The following is a 15,932-nucleotide window of genomic DNA, read 5'->3' on the forward strand; positions in this document are numbered from 1 at the left end:
TTGCTGACCACCGGAACCAGACCGTACACGATCAGGCCCAGCAGGGTGGGCGCCCACCCGAAACCCAGGGCCGGCACAGCCAGGGCCAGCACCGCGAACGTGGGCACGGTCTGTCCCAGCCCCGCCAGCGTTTCGGCCAGCCGGCGGGGAGCCGACCATCCAGGGCGCGTCACGAGAACAGCCACAGGCAGGCCCAGGGCCACCACCGCCAGGCCCGCCAGCACGACCAGACCCAGATGGGTGAGCGTCAGCCGCCACAGCGGTGGATCAAACGGCCCGACCTCACCCAGATGAAGCGGGTGAATCAGCGCGGGAAGGACACCAGGAATCAGGCCCAGCAGCAGAAGCGCCGGCCAGACCACAGCGCCCCATGAACTGCGGGGACGCGGCGCCTTCCTCCTCGAGAGACCCGAAGTGACCGTCACACCGGCGTTCCAGTCGCCGGGGTGCGCAGATCCGCCCAGGCAACCATGCCGAGCACCTGCCCGCCCTGCACCACAGCCAGAACGTCACTGCCCTCGCGCAGCATGACGCTCAGTGCACTCCGGGCGTTCAGGGCGGCGTCCACCTGCGGCGCGCTGGGGGAGGGGAGGCCTGGGCGCATAAACGCGGAGACGGGCCGGCCAGCCAGCTGGCGCAGCGTGGCGTCCTCGCCGAGAAACTGCCTCACGAACGTGCTGGCCGGCCGGTGAATCAGGTCGTCGGGCGTGCCGAACTGCGCGACCTCACCGCCCCGCATGAGCGCCACCCGGTCACCCAGGCGCAGCGCCTCGTCAATGTCATGCGTCACCAGAATGACGGTCTTGCCCAGTCGCCGCTGGATGGCCCGGAAGGCGTCCTGCAGACGGTCCCGGGCGAGGGGGTCCAGCGCTCCGAACGGTTCATCCATCAGGAGCACCGGCGGATCGGCTGCCAGGGCGCGCGCTACGCCCACCCGCTGCGCCTGCCCGCCCGACAGTTCCGCCGGGCGTTTCTCCCGGTACGTGCCCGGGTCCAGGCCCACGAGGTCCAGCAGTTCATCCACGCGGCGCTGGGTGGCGTGCCGCTCCCGGCCCAGCAGATCCGGAACGGTCGCCACGTTCTGCGCGACACTCAGGTGCGGGAACAGCCCGATCTGCTGGATCACGTACCCGATGCCGCGGCGCAGCACCTCCGGCCTGAGGCTCCGGGTGTCCTGCCCGTTCAGCAGGACCCGCCCGCCGGTCGGCTCAATCAGCCGGTTGATCATCCGCAACGTGGTGGTTTTCCCGCACCCGGATGGCCCCAGCAGCGTCGTCAGCTGGCCTTCCGGGAAGGTGAGATTCAGGTTCCGGACAGCCAGCGTCTCCCCGTAGCGTTTTTCGAGGTGTTCCAGGGCAATCATGTGGTCCTCCCAAGCCGGCCGCCCAGCCACAGCTCCGCGAGCCGCAGCGCTCCGTCGAGGAGTATGGCAAGCAGCGCCGCTGGAATGGCCCCCAGCAGAATCAGGTCCGGCGCGGCGCTCTGCAGGCCCTTGAAGATGTACGTCCCCAGGCCCCCGGCGCCGATCAGGGCGGCAACCGCCGCCACACCAACGAGCAGCACTGCCGCCTGCCGCACCCCTCCGAGCCACACCGGGAGCGCCAGCGGCAGCAGCACCCGCCAGAAGCGTTGCCCGGCGGTCATGCCCATGCCACGCGCCGCGTCCACCACGCCGGCCGGCACACCCCGCAGCGCCACGACACCGTTGCGCACCACCGGCAGCAGGGCGTACAGCGTCATGGCGGTGAGGGCCGGGGCCACGCCAATCCCGCTGATTCCTGCCTCCCGCAGGACCGGGAAGGCGCGGGCCAGAGCGGCCAGGGGTGCGATCAGCAGCCCCAGCAGCGCGAGGCTGGGCAGGGTCTGCACAGCGTTTGCGGCGCCCAGCACGGCGTCTGCCAGGCGCGCCCGCCCGGCCGCCCAGACGGCCAGCGGAGCTCCCAGCAGCACCGCGAGGACCAGGGCGCTGCCCACCAGCCGGAGGTGCTGCGTGAGTTCCTGTCGCCACCGGGCAGCTTCCTGCTGCCCTTCCACCAGAACGGACCAGTGCTCCAGCGTGCCAACCAGCGTGAGTGCCGCCACGGCAGGCAACCAGAGCCACACCAGCCAGGGGCGTTCCGGAGCAGCCAGGCGGGCGGCATACACGCTGATTCCCGCGCCCAGCAGGTACAGCCATACCCCGCTGGCGGCACTGGCCCGCGCGAATGCTGCCTGTCCCGCCAGGGCGGCGGCTGTGCGTGTCCCCAGCAGCCACACGCCCAGGATCAGGGCCACGGTGGCGGGCAGCCACACCAGTCCACGGCGCCCCTGGCCGGTCAGGGCGGGCAGCAGTGCCAGCGTCAGGGCCACCGCCAGCCATGGGGGCGGCAGGCGCAGGTAGTCCCCCGGGGCCAGCCGGTTCGGGCGCAGCAGCACCCAGGGCAGCAGCGCGCCGGTCAGCATGGGCAGCGCCGAGAGCCACAGCACGGCGCGTACGTCGCGTGGCGCGGCAGAAGGAAGGGCAGGTGACACCGTGGTCCCCGCCCCGCCGTCCACCCGGGCGTTCATGACAGGCGTTTGTTCCAGCGTGGAAAGAGGTTCATTACCTGATCAAGCCCTTGCTTTTCAGGTACTCGCGCGCCACGTCCTGGGCCGTCCGGCCCTCCAGGGCCACTTTGGCGTTGAGGCCCTGAAGGGTCGCCTGGGTAAGCGTGGCAAAGGTCTTGTTGAGGATGCCCTCGACCTGCGGGTTGGCTTTCAGGGTGGCTGTGCGGATGATCGGCGCCGGCTGGTAGACGGCCTGCGCTCCCTTGGGGTCCTTCAGCGCGACGAGCTTCAGGGCCGCGAGGGTTCCGTCCGTGCCGTAGGCCATCGCGGCGTTCACGCCGTTCGTGCCGTTGGCGGCCGCCTGCTGTGTCTGGGGAGGGGTGGCGCCGGCCAGCACAAGCTTCTGCTCCGCTTTCAGCTTGAAGCCGTACGCCGCCTCGAAGGCGGGCATGGTGTCAGGGCGGTTGAAGAACTCCGGGCTGCCCGCGAGTTTCAGAACGCCGCCGCCATTCAGGTACTTTGCCAGGTCGGCAACGCTGCTGAGTTTCGCGCGCTGCGCCAGGGCCTGCGGAACGGCAATCACCCAGGTGTTGTTCACGTTCGCGGGCCGGAGCCAGGTCACGCCGTTCCTGCTGTCGAGCTGCCGGGCCAGACCGTAGATGGTGCCGGGATTCCCCGCCTGTTTCGCGGTGATTTTCGCCTGGGGAAACAGGTACACGGCGTTGCCGGTGTACTCGGGGTACACATCGATCTCGCCGGCGAGGATGGCCTTGCGGTTTACGCCGGTGTCGCCCAGATTGGTCCTGTCGGTTACGTCCAGGCCGGCGTTGCGCAGGGTGAGGACGATCATCTGCCCGAGAATCTGGGCTTCCGGGTCCAGTTTGCTGCCCACCACGATGGGTTTGGCCGCTGCCGCAGAGATCAGGGCCGCGCCCAGCAGCAGGGCGGCGCGTTTCAGAAATGAGGGGGACATGGGGTCACCGTACCTGCCGTCCTGTTCGCTGCGCGTGGGGCAGGTCACAAAAGCGCCCGCGCTTCTCCAGCGCCTCAAGATATCTTCATGTTTCTCAGCGTTGTTGAGATTCGTCCAGGCCCACCCCAAACCCCTGATCCAGCAGCGCCTCGTTGTACGTGCGGAACGCCAGCATCGTCTGCGTGCGCGTGATGCCCTCCACCTTGCGCAGGTGGCCTGTCACCACGTCATCCAGGTCCTCGTATCGCGAGAGCTTCAGGATCGCCACGATGTCCCACTCCCCGGTCACCGAGTACACCTCCCGCACACTGGGCACCCCCGCCAGCGCCTCGGCGGTTTCCTGCACCCGCTGCCGCTCCGCCTGCACCATCACGATCGCCGTTACCATACCTGCCATTGTGCGCCCTGCACCCCCAAGGGGCCACCCGCCTGACCGTTCGTTCGGGGACGTTCTGCTGCCCCTGGCACGCGTATTGTGCAGACATGACCGCCACCGCAACGCCGACCGCGCCGCCCACCCCGCGCGAACAGCTGCTGAACCGCATCCAGCGCGACATCCCCATCGTGCAGCGGCCCTACGCGCAGATTGCCGCAGACGTGGGCCTGACTGAGGCCGAAGCCCTCGCCATCCTGCGCGAAGTCAAGGCCGAAGGCGTCCTGCGCCAGGTAAGCGCCATCTTCGACACCCGCACCCTGGGCTACAAAAGCAGCCTGGTGGCCGCCGAGTACGCTGAAGACCAGCTTGACGCCGGCGCCGAGATCGTCAACACCCACCCCGGCGTGAGCCACAACTACAAACGCAACCACGCCTTCAACCTCTGGTACACCATCGCCGTGCCGCCCGAAAGTGACCTTGAGGCGCACGTTCAGAAACTGCACGAGCTCAGCGGCGCGAAAATCACCCGCCTGATGCCCACCCTGCACCTGTTCAAGATCGGCGTGGAATTTGACATGACCGGCAAGGAAGACTGGAACGCCAAAGCCAAACCCCAGTACACCAACGACCAGCGCAACATTGGCTACGAGGTGACTGACCTTGACCGCGCCTTCGTCATGGAATTCCAGAAGGACCTGCCCGTAACCGAGGAACCCTACGCGGCCGCCTGCGCCGCCCTGGGCCTCAGCATCGACGAGGTGGCCGCCCACGCCGAGAAAATGAAGGCCGCTGGCGCCCTGCGCCGCGTCTCGGCCGTGTTCCGCCACCAGAAGGCCGGCTTCACCTTCAACGCCATGGGCGTCTGGGCCGTTCCACAGGAGCAGGTGGCCGAGGTGGGCCGCCAGATGGCAGAATTCAAGGCCGTCTCGCACTGCTACCTGCGCCCCACCTACCCCGAGTGGCCCTACACCATTTTCACCATGGTGCATGGGCGCAGCAAGGACGAGGCGTTCGGCAAGATCAAGGCCATCGAGGAAGAGGTCGCCCCTGCCACGCCGCACGCCATCCTGTACTCCACCAAGGAGTACAAGAAGATCCGCCTGGAGTTCTACCAGCCGGAGTTCTACGCCTGGGCGAAGCAGTACCTGGGCACCGACGCCTGAGCGGTCAGCCTGCACGCAAAGACCGCCCTGGAAACAGGGCGGTCTTGATTGCTTGAGGTTACAGCACCAGCAGAATCGGCTGCTCCAGCGTGCCTGCCACCTGCGCCAGGAACTGCGCGGCGAGCCCCGTGTCCACGTCGCCGTTCAGGCTCAGAGCAGCGCGGCCGTCCTGAGCGCGGCCCACGCTCAGCGTCACCGTCTGCGGGAAGTGCAGGTCATCCAGGCCCAACGCGCCCGCGTCCACAACCAGCAGGTCGGGCGTGCCGGCATGCTCGGCGTCCAGGCCGCCCAGCGCGTCCCGCAGGCTGCCCTGTCCCACGGCGTGCCGGCGGCTGCCTTCGCCGTGCAGCGCAACACTGCTCAGGCCCAGCGTATTCGCGTGATGCTGCGCGGCGCGGGCCACCAGCAGGCCCAGCGGCAGGTCACGTTCCAGGGCGGCACTCACCTGATCACGCAGGGTATGCAGCGCCGAAACGTTCGCGTCGCGGCGCAGGTACGCACCGAACCACACGCCCTGACCCGCAGCGCCAGCCGCCGGCACACTGACCGGCACGGCCGCCACCTCGGGCTGCGCGGCAGGTTCCGGCGACTGCACGGCCGCCACTTCCGGCTCGGCCAGCTCATGGCGCGGGGCGGCGTCGGCGGTGGCCGCCACGGCCTCCTCGAATGCAGGAGCAACCTGGGTCTCCGTGACAGCGGGCGTCACGTCGGGCGTCACGGGCTCGCTGGCCACCACTTCAGGTGTCCGGTCCTGCGCCACAACGGGGCTCACTTCGGCCGCGACCTGCGCCGCAGGCTGCGCGACTTCCTCAGTCACGGCTTCCTCAATGAAGGCAGGTTCGCTGACCGGCGCGGCATTCACCACAGGCGCAGCGAAAGCCGGCGTGTGAACGGGCTGCTCCGGCGCGGCGGTCGCCGGACGCTCGTCCAGGGCCGCAGGTGCACTCACCGCCACCTGAGGTGCCGTCGCTTCCGGTTGAGCGGCAGGTGCGCTGGGCGCCGCAGTCGGCTCCGCGGGCGCCGCGTCGGCCTGCGCGGGTTTCTGGTACAGGCGCGACAGCAGGCTGCCCAGGCCGGCGGCCAGGCCCGCTGCGGGTGCCGCGGCGGCCGGCGCACTGACCTCAGGCGCCGCCACCTCGGGCTGGACCGGGGTGTACGTGGGCTGCGCCAGTGCCACAGGCGCCGGCGCCGCCGGTTCCGCAGCCGGAATGAAGGTCGGCTGAACCGGGACGTCAGGCGTGACGGCCTCAACGGCCGCGCTGGCCGCCGGGGTGCCCCAGCTGCTGGCGGCCGGTGCGCTCACGGCCGGCATGGTCGGTTCGGGGACGACGGGTGCGGGTGCTGTGGGGGCCGCCGCGACAGTCTCGTCCTCGTCTTCCAGCTCGAAGTCCAGCGCCTCGTCCTCCAGGGTGCTGGGCCCCGGCGTGCTGGGTTCCGGGGTGGTGGGCGCCTGCGGCGCGGCCGCGCTGGTCTGCTCCACGAACGCAGTCAGGTCGCTGTCCACACCGGCGCGGCTGAGCATGTCGGCGCTCATGCCGGCGCGGCCCAGCATGTCGGCGGTGGGGACTTCCTCGCCGTTCCAGTCGGGCGGCGGCAGGTCCACCGGCGTGGAGGGCGGATCTTCCTCACCGCTCATGACGCGTGACAGGTAGTTCAGGATGTCCTGCTCCACGATCATGCCACCTGCACCTGAACCCTGAAGCCTCTGCCAGTCAATCCCGTTCGCTTCCGCCAGAATTTTGGCGAGCGGAGCAATCCCTTCCATTCAATTCCCCCTTTGTGCGCCACATTGTAAGCGACTTCCCAGATCGGTAACTCTGCGTTTCATGCGCGGCCACACTGGTGCTGAGGCCTGCCAGTGCCGCCCGACCAGTGTGAGCATGCTGGCAGCCTGACGTTCCGGGTCTGACAGCGTTCTTTCATACCCCGACCCTCACGCGCAAAGACGGCGCATGTCCCTGTGGCCGCCCCGCGCCGGGTGCTACCCTGCAGGGCGTTTCCGCGCCCCGGGCAGCGCGTCTGCACCAGGGTCAGCGCGGCACAGGAGTGATATGCAGATACTTGAGGAGATGCAGTCGCGCGGCCATGAGGCCCTGACGCTGCTTCATCACGCGCCCAGCGGCCTGCGCGCCGCCCTCGCCGTGCATTCCACGGTGCTGGGGCCTGCCATTGCCGGGGTGCGGCTGCGTGAACAGGATGAGGAACTGGCGGTGCGCGGCGCCCTGGCCCTCTCGGAGAGCCTGACCATGAAAGCCGCGCTGGCTGGCCTGAACTATGGGGGCGGCGCGTGCGTCCTGATGACGCCCGAATGCGGCATGGACGACCCGCACGCCCGGGAGGCGCTGTTCCGCGCGCTGGGCCGTCAGGTGCGTCCCATGGAGTCCCGGGTGGTTCTGACCGAGGACATCGGTGTGAGTCCCGCTGACATTGCCTTCGTGGCGCAGGAGACCGGATCCACACTGGGCATGCACACCGACACCAGCGCCGTGACCGGCTACGGCGTGTACCGCGGCATGAAAGCCGCGGCGCGCTTCGCACTGGGGTCTGAAAGCATGCGTGGCGTGCGGGTTGCCATTCAGGGTGTCGGCGCCGTGGGCCGCGCCCTGGCGGCGCACCTGCACCGTGAGGGCGCACGCCTGACTATCGCCGACGACCGGCCCGAACGGGCCGAGGCGCTTGCCGAGACGCTCACCGGCGTGAGTGTCGTGGGTTGCCACGAGCTGCTGGACACGCCCTGCGACATCATCGCGCCGTGCGGGTACGGGCATTCCATCCGCAGCACCGACGTGCCCCGGCTGCAGTGCCGCCTGATTGCCGGCGGGGAGCACCATCCCCTGACGCGGCGCGGCGAGGCGGCCGTGAAGGAGGCAGGAATCGTGTACATGCCGGATTTCGCCGTGAATTCTGCCGGCCTGATCTCGGCCGCCACGGGCCTCGACATGAACCAGTCGGCCGAGCGGGTCTACCAGATCGTGGGCCGCATCACCGCCGCCGCCGAGCAGTACGGCAAGGCGCCGCACCTCGTGGCGCGCCGGATGGCTGAACGCCGCATCGAACTGATCGGCAGTCTGGGCGGCAGTGCCAGCTGGAGCCGCGCGTGAGCACGCCCTTCATGATCGGCGTGGCCGGCGGGTCCGGCAGTGGCAAGACCACCGTCACGCGCCGCGTGATGGACACCGTGGGGCAGGGCGGCGTGGCGGTCCTGAACCAGGACAACTACTACCGCAATCAGGACGACATTCCCTTCGAGGCGCGCCTCAAGACGAACTATGACCACCCCGCGGCGTTCGACTGGTCACTGCTGCGGCAGCACGTGGACGCCCTGCTGTCCGGCGTGCCCATCGACATGCCCGAGTACGATTTCACGCGCCACACCCGCTCAGCGCACACCACCACCGTGCTGCCCTCCCCCGTGGTGGTGCTCGAAGGGTTCTTCGCGCTGTACGACGAGGGGCTGCGGGAACGCATGCACCTGAAGGTTTTCGTGGACGCCGACGCGGACGTGCGCTTCATTCGCCGGCTGCTGCGCGACACGCAGGAACGCGGTCGCTCGCCTGACAGTGTGATTGAGCAGTACCTGGAGTACGTGCGCCCCATGCACCTGAGCTTCGTGGAACCCACCAAGCGCTACGCAGACGTGATCATTCCGCACGGGGGCATGAACGAACCCGCACTCGATATGCTCGCCGCCCGAATCCGCACCACCATCTGACCCCCTCGGCGCCGGGGTCCGCTCAGCGGCAGGGGAAGGCGCGTCTCCGGCGACCTGTTCCGCGCGGCCTGCCCCGGCTGGGGCACGGACTTTTGGAGGACGCGCACCCCTCGGGTCGGCCGCCATGATGCCCGGCAGTTCGCCGCTCGTTTCCTCTGCTTTCACCCCCCCTTAGGATGTTGCCTGTGACCCAGCCTGACCCCACTCGTTCCGACCCTGCCCTGACGGGCGGAATGACCGTGCCGCGCCCCTCGCGGCACCCGCTGACGCCCCTGCTGCTGGGCGTCATTGTGCTGTCCCTGATCCCGGCGCTGCTGCTGGCCGTGGCCCGCGTGAACCACGAGCAGTCGCAGAAGACCGCCGCGCTGGTCATGGATTACCCCGCCGTGGCCGCCCAGGCCCGCCGCTTCGGGATGGAACCTGAAGCGCTGCTCGACCGGTACAAGAGCCACGGCGTGAACGGCGTCGGCATGTACGAGGACGTGATCGGCAACCTCGTGCAGCGCGGCGCGGTGTACCTGCGCAGCGGCGCGGACCTGCTCGCCGACCACCCCGGCGCGAACATCCGGCCGCAGAACGTGTACCTGCGGTCCCTGCGCCCCGGCGTGGCCGAGGCGCTGCCCGCACGCTTCACCATTCCCACCCGCACCGTGCAGGTGGCCGGGCAGACCTGGACCGAGTGGCCCACCGACCCCACCTTCCTGCCGGTCGGCCCGGACCGCGCCCTGCTCGCTCGCCTGCAGGCCAAGGGGTACACGGTGGTGTACCGCCCCTACGCCGACGACGCGCTGCGGGAACCCGGTCTGGACTGGCCGGACGTTCCCTTCGTCATCTTCAACGGTGAGGAAGTCATCGGGGCGCGCACGCCCGAACTGCTCGCCCAGATCAACCAGCGCCTCGGCAAACGGATTCCTGCCCTGATCGAAGCCACCCCGCAGCGCGGCCTGGACACCCTGATCGCCACGCACGGCGCGGCCCGCACCTTCAGCGTGAACCTCGCCTGGCAAAACCGCCTGGATCCGGCTACGCTCGCCAGCAAGTACAACCTCGCCGCGCGGGAACGCGGAATGCGCCTGCTGTACCTGCGCCCCTACCCGACCATCAACGAGACCGAAGCGCTGCTGGACCGCACCACCGAACTGCTCGGCAAGTCCGGCGTTCGCGTCACGCAGCCTGTGATCGCGCCCTTCCGGGAGAACACCCTGCTGCGCACCCTGAGCCTGATCGGGCCGCTCGCCGCGCTGCTGCTGCTGGGCCTGAGCTTCCCGCTCGTGCGCCTGGGCCTGCTGGCGGCCGCCGGGTCCGGCCTGCTGGCCTTCGCCATGAACAAACTCGACCCCTTCGCCAGCGGCGCCCTGATTGCCGCCGTGACCTTCCCGGCACTGGGTCTGGTGCTGCGCCGCGCCCGCGTGACCGACTGGTTCGTCGCCACGGGCCTGAGCCTGTGCGGCGTGCTGTTCGTCTCGGCGCTGGGTGCCAACCGCGACAGCGTGCTGGGCCTGGAACCCTTCCGCGGCGTGGGCCTGACCCTGCTGCTGCCCCTGGTGCTGGTCGCCCTGAGCTTCCTGCCCCGCCAGGACCTGCGCCAGACGGCCCGCGACCTGTACAACGCGCCCATTAAGCTCGGTGACGTGCTGGTCATGGCGCTGGGCCTCGCGGTGTTCGCCCTGGTGTTCCTGCGCCGCGGCAACACCACCGGCGCGGGCGTCACCGACACCGAAGCGAAAATCCGCCAGGACCTGCAGGACACCCTGGTCCGCCCGCGCTTCAAGGAGATGGCCGGGCACCCCCTGGGCCTGCTCGGCCTGAGCGGCGTGCTGCCCGGGTACTTCAGCGCCATGCTGATCCTGGGCGGCGTGATCGGCCAGTCCAGCATCCTGAACACCTTCTCGCACTTCCACACGCCGCTGCTCATCAGCGCCCAGCGCTGCTTCCTCGGCCTGGCGGTGGGCCTGATCGCCGGCCTGATCGCCATTCCCCTCGTGAACGCCGCCCTGCGCCTGTGGCAGACCCACGGCCCGCGCACCGGAGCGCGCGCGTGAAGGTCACCGTCAGCGGCTACTACGGCTTCGGCAACACCGGCGACGAAGCCATCGCCCTGGCCATCACCCGTGAACTGCGCCAGCGGCACGTGACCCCCCTGCTGCTCTCCAACACCCCAGAGGAGACCGCCCGCACCTACGGCTGTGACAGCGAGCCCCGCATGCAACCCGCCGCGGTGCTGGGCGCCCTGCTGCGCTCCCAGGTGCTGCTCTCCGGCGGGGGCGGGCTGCTGCAGGACAAGACCAGCGCCCGCACCCTGACCTACTACCTGGCGGTCATTCGTCTCGCGCGCCTGCTGCGGCGGCGCGTGGTGGTCTTCAACCAGAGCGTCGGACCGCTGAGTCCCGCCGGGGGCCGCCGGGTTGCGGCCGCGCTGCGCGGCGTGCACGTCATCGTCCGTGACCGCGGCAGCGTGGAGACCCTCGCCGCTCTGGGCGTCACGGCCGAACTGGGCGGCGACCCCGCCCTGCTGCTGGCCCCCACGCCCGGCCTCACGCGCGACGCCGGGCGCGTGATCGTCGCCCCGCGCGGCGACGTGACCGACGCCACCGACCACCTGCGGGACGTGGTGCGGCGCCTGCGGCAGGAAGGCCGGCACGTGACGGCCCTGAGCTTCATGCCGGACCACGACGACCCCGCAGCCCGCAGCCTGGAAGCCAACGAGGTGCTCAGCACCCGCGACCCGCAGGTGGCCCTGGACGCCATCGCCCGGAGCGGCTACGTGATCGGCGTGCGCCTGCACGCCGTGATTCTCGCTGCCGCCAGCGGCACGCCCTTTACCGGCGTCGCGTACGACCCAAAGGTGCAGGGGTTCTGCACCGACGCCGGCGCTCCCGCGCACCCCACCAGCCTGGACCCCATTGAGGTGGCCGATGAGGCCCTGCGCCGCGTGCTGCCCGACTGGGCCGCGATCGAGGACATGCGGGTGCGCGCCGCCCGCAGTTTCAGTCTGGCGCTCGGCCGCTGAGCGCCGGGAGTCACCGCGGGGGAGGGGCGCCTGAGGGCGTTCCTCCCCCCCTGCTCAACCCGGCTTAGGCGCCCGTGGCAATCACGTTGCAGGTGCAGCGCGCCAGGCTCGTCACGCGGCCCCGCTCATCACGAATCTCGATACTCCAGACCAGCACCGAGCGGCCCCGGTACGCCAGCGTCCCCTCTCCCGTCACCCAGCCGCCGGTGACGCCGCGCACGTGCGTGCCGTTCAGGTCCACGCCCACCGCCACCTGCCGGGTCGGATCAAGGTTCATCCAGGACCCCACGCTCGCCAGTTCTTCCGCCAGCGCCAGATTCGCCCCACCATGCAGGCGCCCGGCTGGCTGCCGGTTGCCTTCCACCGGCATGCGCGCCACCACGCGCTCCCGCCCCACCTGCGTGAACTCGATGCCCAGGCGCGCACCCAGCGTGCCGGACAGGGCGTTCATCCGCGCCGCCAGCACCGCCGGGGGCAGGGTGTCGAGCTCATGCGCGGTCGGAAAGTGCAGGTCCGGGTGCAGCGTCATGCCGGCATGCTAGTACACGGCCCACGCGCCGCAGCCCGCACCGCCGGACGACAGGCTCACCCCTGCGGATGCTGCATGGTCCGGCCCACGCCCAGCCCGTGACGGTACACCAGTTCACCGCCCAGGAACCCACCGGCCAGCGACAGGGCCAGCCCTGCCCCGGACAGCAGCCGCCCCAGCCGGCGCCGGTCCCGGCGGCGGGCCACCAGGGACGCCACGTTCAACAGAAACGCCGTCTCGTTCAGCGCGCCGTGCACCAGCCCGGTCCGGCGGGCCTGACCGCGCGCGTTCGACCAGTCCAGCCACCCGGTGGCGATCGTGCCCACGGCCCCGGCCGTGCCCAGCGTCAGCGCGAGGTCCGCCGCGCGGTCATGCCCACCCGGGGTGTCGGCGGGCAGGTAATCCAGCGCCGCGGCCATCAGCCACCCGCCCAGCGGCAGATGCACCAGAACCGGATGCACCGGATGCCCCAGCGACTCGCCGTGCAGGGCCCGCAGCATGCCTGGCGGCAGGGCCGCTTCCACCGTTTTCAGCAGGCCCTGCAGAGCCTCGGCGGTCACCTCCAGCGTGTCATGTTCACTGACGGCGTCCTCAATCACGTACGCCGGCGGCGCCTTCCGGGTCAGGGTCTGCATGTGCCCCCACCGTGGCACCCACGCCCCGCCGGAGGGTGGGAGGGACCTTCAGGCGGGTTCATGGGACGCGCCCGGCGCCCCCGCGCTGCTGTTCCGTGTCAGTCGGGAATCAGGTCCCGCGGGTCCGGGGTCACGCAGGCGTTCCAGCCCGCCTGAAATTCCGCGCGGTCCAGGCCCCGGCCGATCACCACGAGTTCCGACGTGCCGTCTCCAGCGTCCCAGGCGTCCGCGGTGAACAGGTCCCGCACGGCCTGAAACAGAATCCGCTGCGGGTACCCGTGCAGGTCCAGGAACCCCTTGGCACGCAGCACCTCCGCCGGGCGGGACAGCAGGAAATCCGTCATGAAACGCTGCCACGCGTACGGGTCCAGGGGCCGGTCTGCGCGCAGCGTGAACGACTTCAGGCCGGGCGTGTGCGCCGCGCGTTCATCCACGCCGTCCAGCACCCGCGGATCGAAATCGTCACGTGCCAGGAGCGCGCCGGCGTCCACCTGCCCCCGCTCCACGCGCACCACCCGCGCCAGCGGATTCACGCCGCGCAGCACCCCCTCCGCGTGGTCCAGCAGGCCCGGGTCGGCCAGGTCAGTCTTGTTCAGCACCACCACGTTGGCGTACGCCAGCTGCCGCGCCGCCTCCGGATGCTCCCGCAGTGTCTGCAGCGCGTGCCGGGCGTCCACGACCGCCACCAGGGTCGTCACGCGGAACGCCGCGCGCACCGAGCGTTCCAGCAGCGTCGTCAGCACCGGCGTCGGGTCGGCCACGCCCGACAGTTCCACCAGCACCGCGTCGGGCCTGCGCTCCCGCAGGGCAATGGTCACCAGGGCGCGCAGCAGGTCATCGCGGCCCGTGCAGCACAGGCAGCCCGCCGTGAGTTCCGTCACGTCATCCTGCAGCCGCTCAATCAGGCTGCCGTCCACGCCCGCCGCGCCGAACTCATTCACGATCACGCCCAGCCGGTGCGGCAGCGACCGGATCAGGTGATTGACCAGCGTGGTCTTCCCCGCACCCAGAAAGCCCCCCACCACCACCACGGGAATGCGTTCGTCAGTTCGGCCGTCCGGGGTCGTCATGCCGCGCAGCATACGGGAGGGACCCCCGGAGCAGGGCGCCTGCGCCCACAGGCCGGCGCGCGCACCTGAAGCCCCGGCCGGATGGTGCCGGCTCCCCTCGTTCCCGCCCGGCAAATCCCGTAGCCTCCCCCGTATGCCTGCCGCTCTGCCCTCCACCCTGCGCCGCCTGTACGGACTGCTCACCCCGTACCGCCGCACGGTGGGCGCCGGGCTGCTGCTCCTCATCGGCAGCGTCGCCGCCGAACTGTACCCGCCGCTGGTCTGGATCCGCGTGGTCGACCAGGGCCTCCCGACCCGCGACTGGGCGTTGATCGGCCCGCAACTTGCCCTGCTGGCCGCTGTGTTCGCCGCGCAGCAGCTGCTCGCCGCGTGGCGGGGCCTGCTGCTGGAACGCGCCGGGCAGGCCTTCACCCGGGACCTGCGCCTCACCCTGTACCGCACGCTGCAGGGACAATCCGCCGCGTACTTTGAGTCCCAGCGGACCGGGGACCTCATCGCCCGCGTGACCGGCGACGTGGACGCCCTGCAGGACGTCCTCGTGCGCGGCACCGACGCCGTGCTCGCCAACGCCCTGCGGCTCGCCGGGGTGATCGGCATCTTCATCGCGCTGCAACCCGTCCTGGGCGTCCTCACGACCCTCCCGATGGTCGCCGTGGCGCTCATGCTGCGCCGCTACGCCCGCACCGTGCAGCCCGCCTACCGCGCCGCCCGCGCCCGCCTGGGCGACCTGAGCGCCCTGATCACCGACCGCCTGAGCGGCATCCGCGTCGTGCAGGGCTTCGCCCGGGAAGACGCCGAAACGCAGCGCATCCAGGCCCTCGGCGAGGCGCTGTACGACGAAGGCGTGAAAGCCGTGCGCATCCGCAACCGCGCCTTTCCCCGCGCGCGTTTCGTGGGCAACCTCGGCAACGTGATCATGCTCGGCGGCGGCGCGTGGCTGATCCTCGCCGGGCAGTTCACGCTGGGCGGCCTCCTCGCCTACCGCGGCTACGGCCGGTACTTCTACGGCCCGATCGACGACCTCGTGAACATCGGCGACCTGCTCCAGCGCGCTGAAGCCAGCGGTCGCCGCATCTTCGAGGTGCTTGATGCGCCCGTCCCCATTCACGAGCACCCGGGCGCGCGGCCCCTTCCCCTGCCCGTGCGCGGCGACATTCACTTCCAGAACGTCACCTTCGGGTACATCCCCGACCGGCCCATCCTGCGCGACCTCACCCTGCACGTCCCCGCCGGGCAGCGTGTCGCCGTGCTCGGGGAAAGCGGGGCCGGCAAAAGCACCCTGCTCGCCCTGGTCACGCGCACCTTCGACCCGCAGGCTGGCCGCGTGCTGCTCGACGGGCACGACGTGCGTGACCTCACCCTCACCAGTCTGCGCCGCGGCGCCGTCAGCATGGCCCAGGACACCTTCCTGTTCCACGACACCATCCTCAACAACGTCCGTTACGCCCGCCCCGACGCCACCGACGACGAGGTCCGCGCCGCCCTGAGCGCCGCGCACGCCCTCAGCTTTGTCGAGGCCCTCCCGGAGGGCGTGCACACCACCGTCGGCGAGCGCGGCATGAAACTCAGCGGCGGGCAGCGCCAGCGCCTCTCCATCGCCCGCACCCTCCTCGCCCGGCCGACCCTGCTGCTCCTCGACGAACCCACCAGCGCCGTGGACGCCGAAAGCGAAACCCAGGTGGTCGCCGCCCTGACCGAACTGATGCGCGGCCGCACCGCCCTGATCGTCACGCACCGCCCCAGCCTCGCGCGCACCGCCGACCGCGTCATCGTCCTGGCCGGCGGCCGCATCACCGAAGACGGCCACCCCGACACCCTGCGCCGCCGAAACGGCCCGTACGCCGCGCTGGAACGCCAGATGGGCGGCGCAGTTCCGCATGAGGTCAAGCCATGACCGCCCCGGACGGCCCGGGGTTCTTGCGGATGACCTGCGGCTGA

General features: G+C 70.5%; 15 protein-coding genes (1 of these 15 only partly in view). 6 read left to right on the plus strand and 9 right to left on the minus strand.

The window, feature by feature from the left end:
- The 5 genes from LAJ19_RS13140 to LAJ19_RS13160 all read right to left on the minus strand — a co-directional run.
- On the minus strand, positions 1-362 hold the 5' portion of the coding sequence (locus LAJ19_RS13140) for an ABC transporter permease (RefSeq protein WP_225476197.1). Its footprint begins 331 nt before the window's first position; the window shows 362 of its 693 coding nt (coding positions 1-362); its start codon is at positions 360-362; the stop codon falls past the left edge of the window.
- 59 nt (positions 363-421) lie between these two features.
- Entirely contained in the window at positions 422-1,363 is a 942-nt protein-coding gene (locus tag LAJ19_RS13145) for an ABC transporter ATP-binding protein (RefSeq protein ID WP_225476198.1), read from the minus strand.
- Complete coding sequence (locus tag LAJ19_RS13150) at positions 1,360-2,547, minus strand: ABC transporter permease (protein ID WP_225476199.1); 1,188 nt, start codon at positions 2,545-2,547, stop codon at positions 1,360-1,362. Before LAJ19_RS13150 ends, LAJ19_RS13145 begins: the two co-directional genes overlap by 4 nt.
- Positions 2,548-2,581: 34 nt before the next feature.
- The gene (locus tag LAJ19_RS13155) at positions 2,582-3,499 is read right to left on the minus strand and encodes an ABC transporter substrate-binding protein (protein ID WP_225476200.1); all 918 of its coding nucleotides are present in this window, start codon (positions 3,497-3,499) and stop codon (positions 2,582-2,584) included.
- Between the two features lie 94 nt (positions 3,500-3,593).
- Complete coding sequence (locus tag LAJ19_RS13160; protein WP_225476201.1) at positions 3,594-3,887, minus strand: Lrp/AsnC family transcriptional regulator; 294 nt, start codon at positions 3,885-3,887, stop codon at positions 3,594-3,596.
- A gap of 95 nt (positions 3,888-3,982) precedes the next feature.
- Between LAJ19_RS13160 and ahbA the strand changes: the two genes are divergently transcribed.
- Positions 3,983-5,038: a siroheme decarboxylase subunit alpha gene (gene ahbA, locus LAJ19_RS13165; protein ID WP_225476202.1), complete on the plus strand. Its 1,056-nt coding sequence runs from the start codon at positions 3,983-3,985 to the stop codon at positions 5,036-5,038.
- Positions 5,039-5,096: 58 nt separating this feature from the next.
- Here ahbA and LAJ19_RS13170 read toward each other — a convergent pair whose 3' ends face one another.
- Positions 5,097-6,803 (minus strand): E3 binding domain-containing protein, encoded by a 1,707-nt coding sequence (locus LAJ19_RS13170; protein ID WP_225476203.1) that lies wholly within the window; start codon positions 6,801-6,803, stop codon positions 5,097-5,099.
- A 286-nt stretch (positions 6,804-7,089) separates the two neighbouring features.
- Here LAJ19_RS13170 and LAJ19_RS13175 point away from each other — a divergent pair, with 286 nt between their 5' ends.
- The 4 genes from LAJ19_RS13175 to csaB all read left to right on the plus strand — a co-directional run bounded on the left by LAJ19_RS13175 (position 7,090) and on the right by csaB (position 11,760).
- Positions 7,090-8,139, plus strand: a complete 1,050-nt coding sequence (locus tag LAJ19_RS13175) for a Glu/Leu/Phe/Val dehydrogenase family protein (RefSeq protein WP_225476204.1) — start codon at positions 7,090-7,092, stop codon at positions 8,137-8,139.
- A gap of 11 nt (positions 8,140-8,150) precedes the next feature.
- Positions 8,151-8,750, plus strand: coding sequence for a uridine kinase (gene udk / locus LAJ19_RS13180; protein ID WP_255639852.1), 600 nt, complete (start codon positions 8,151-8,153; stop codon positions 8,748-8,750).
- A gap of 233 nt (positions 8,751-8,983) precedes the next feature.
- Positions 8,984-10,792: a DUF5693 family protein gene (locus LAJ19_RS13185; protein WP_225523272.1), complete on the plus strand. Its 1,809-nt coding sequence runs from the start codon at positions 8,984-8,986 to the stop codon at positions 10,790-10,792.
- On the plus strand, positions 10,789-11,760 hold the full coding sequence (csaB, locus tag LAJ19_RS13190; protein ID WP_225476206.1) for a polysaccharide pyruvyl transferase CsaB: 972 nt from the start codon (positions 10,789-10,791) through the stop codon (positions 11,758-11,760). The genes LAJ19_RS13185 and csaB overlap by 4 nt, the downstream gene beginning before the upstream one ends.
- Positions 11,761-11,824: 64 nt before the next feature.
- On the opposite strand, the gene LAJ19_RS13195 is transcribed toward csaB, so the two are convergent.
- The 3 genes from LAJ19_RS13195 to LAJ19_RS13205 all read right to left on the minus strand — a co-directional run bounded on the left by LAJ19_RS13195 (position 11,825) and on the right by LAJ19_RS13205 (position 13,994).
- Positions 11,825-12,289 carry a PaaI family thioesterase gene (locus LAJ19_RS13195; protein WP_225476207.1) on the minus strand — a complete coding sequence of 155 codons (465 nt, stop codon included), beginning with the start codon at positions 12,287-12,289 and terminating at the stop codon, positions 11,825-11,827.
- 56 nt (positions 12,290-12,345) lie between these two features.
- Positions 12,346-12,924, minus strand: a complete 579-nt coding sequence (locus LAJ19_RS13200; RefSeq protein ID WP_225476208.1) for a DUF2231 domain-containing protein — start codon at positions 12,922-12,924, stop codon at positions 12,346-12,348.
- 98 nt (positions 12,925-13,022) lie between these two features.
- Positions 13,023-13,994: a CobW family GTP-binding protein gene (locus LAJ19_RS13205; RefSeq protein WP_225476209.1), complete on the minus strand. Its 972-nt coding sequence runs from the start codon at positions 13,992-13,994 to the stop codon at positions 13,023-13,025.
- Between the two features lie 133 nt (positions 13,995-14,127).
- On the opposite strand from LAJ19_RS13205, the gene LAJ19_RS13210 reads away from it, so the two are divergent.
- On the plus strand, positions 14,128-15,888 hold the full coding sequence (locus LAJ19_RS13210) for an ABC transporter ATP-binding protein (protein WP_225476210.1): 1,761 nt from the start codon (positions 14,128-14,130) through the stop codon (positions 15,886-15,888).
- The last annotated feature ends 44 nt before the right edge of the window (positions 15,889-15,932 follow it).

Source organism: Deinococcus taeanensis (genome assembly GCF_020229735.1).
GTDB classification, from domain to species: Bacteria; Deinococcota; Deinococci; order Deinococcales; family Deinococcaceae; genus Deinococcus; species Deinococcus taeanensis.

Coding starts and splice junctions, on each gene's coding strand:
- LAJ19_RS13160 (WP_225476201.1), bottom strand. CDS start 3,887: ATGGTAACGGCGATCGTGATGGTGCAGGCGGAGCGGCAGCGGGTGCAG.
- LAJ19_RS13195 (WP_225476207.1), bottom strand. CDS start 12,289: ATGACGCTGCACCCGGACCTGCACTTTCCGACCGCGCATGAGCTCGAC.
- LAJ19_RS13145 (WP_225476198.1), bottom strand. CDS start 1,363: ATGATTGCCCTGGAACACCTCGAAAAACGCTACGGGGAGACGCTGGCT.
- ahbA (WP_225476202.1), top strand. CDS start 3,983: ATGACCGCCACCGCAACGCCGACCGCGCCGCCCACCCCGCGCGAACAG.
- LAJ19_RS13175 (WP_225476204.1), top strand. CDS start 7,090: ATGCAGATACTTGAGGAGATGCAGTCGCGCGGCCATGAGGCCCTGACG.
- LAJ19_RS13155 (WP_225476200.1), bottom strand. CDS start 3,499: ATGTCCCCCTCATTTCTGAAACGCGCCGCCCTGCTGCTGGGCGCGGCC.
- LAJ19_RS13185 (WP_225523272.1), top strand. CDS start 8,984: ATGACCGTGCCGCGCCCCTCGCGGCACCCGCTGACGCCCCTGCTGCTG.
- LAJ19_RS13170 (WP_225476203.1), bottom strand. CDS start 6,803: ATGGAAGGGATTGCTCCGCTCGCCAAAATTCTGGCGGAAGCGAACGGG.
- udk (WP_255639852.1), top strand. CDS start 8,151: ATGATCGGCGTGGCCGGCGGGTCCGGCAGTGGCAAGACCACCGTCACG.
- LAJ19_RS13150 (WP_225476199.1), bottom strand. CDS start 2,547: ATGAACGCCCGGGTGGACGGCGGGGCGGGGACCACGGTGTCACCTGCC.
- LAJ19_RS13210 (WP_225476210.1), top strand. CDS start 14,128: ATGCCTGCCGCTCTGCCCTCCACCCTGCGCCGCCTGTACGGACTGCTC.
- LAJ19_RS13200 (WP_225476208.1), bottom strand. CDS start 12,924: ATGCAGACCCTGACCCGGAAGGCGCCGCCGGCGTACGTGATTGAGGAC.
- LAJ19_RS13205 (WP_225476209.1), bottom strand. CDS start 13,994: ATGACGACCCCGGACGGCCGAACTGACGAACGCATTCCCGTGGTGGTG.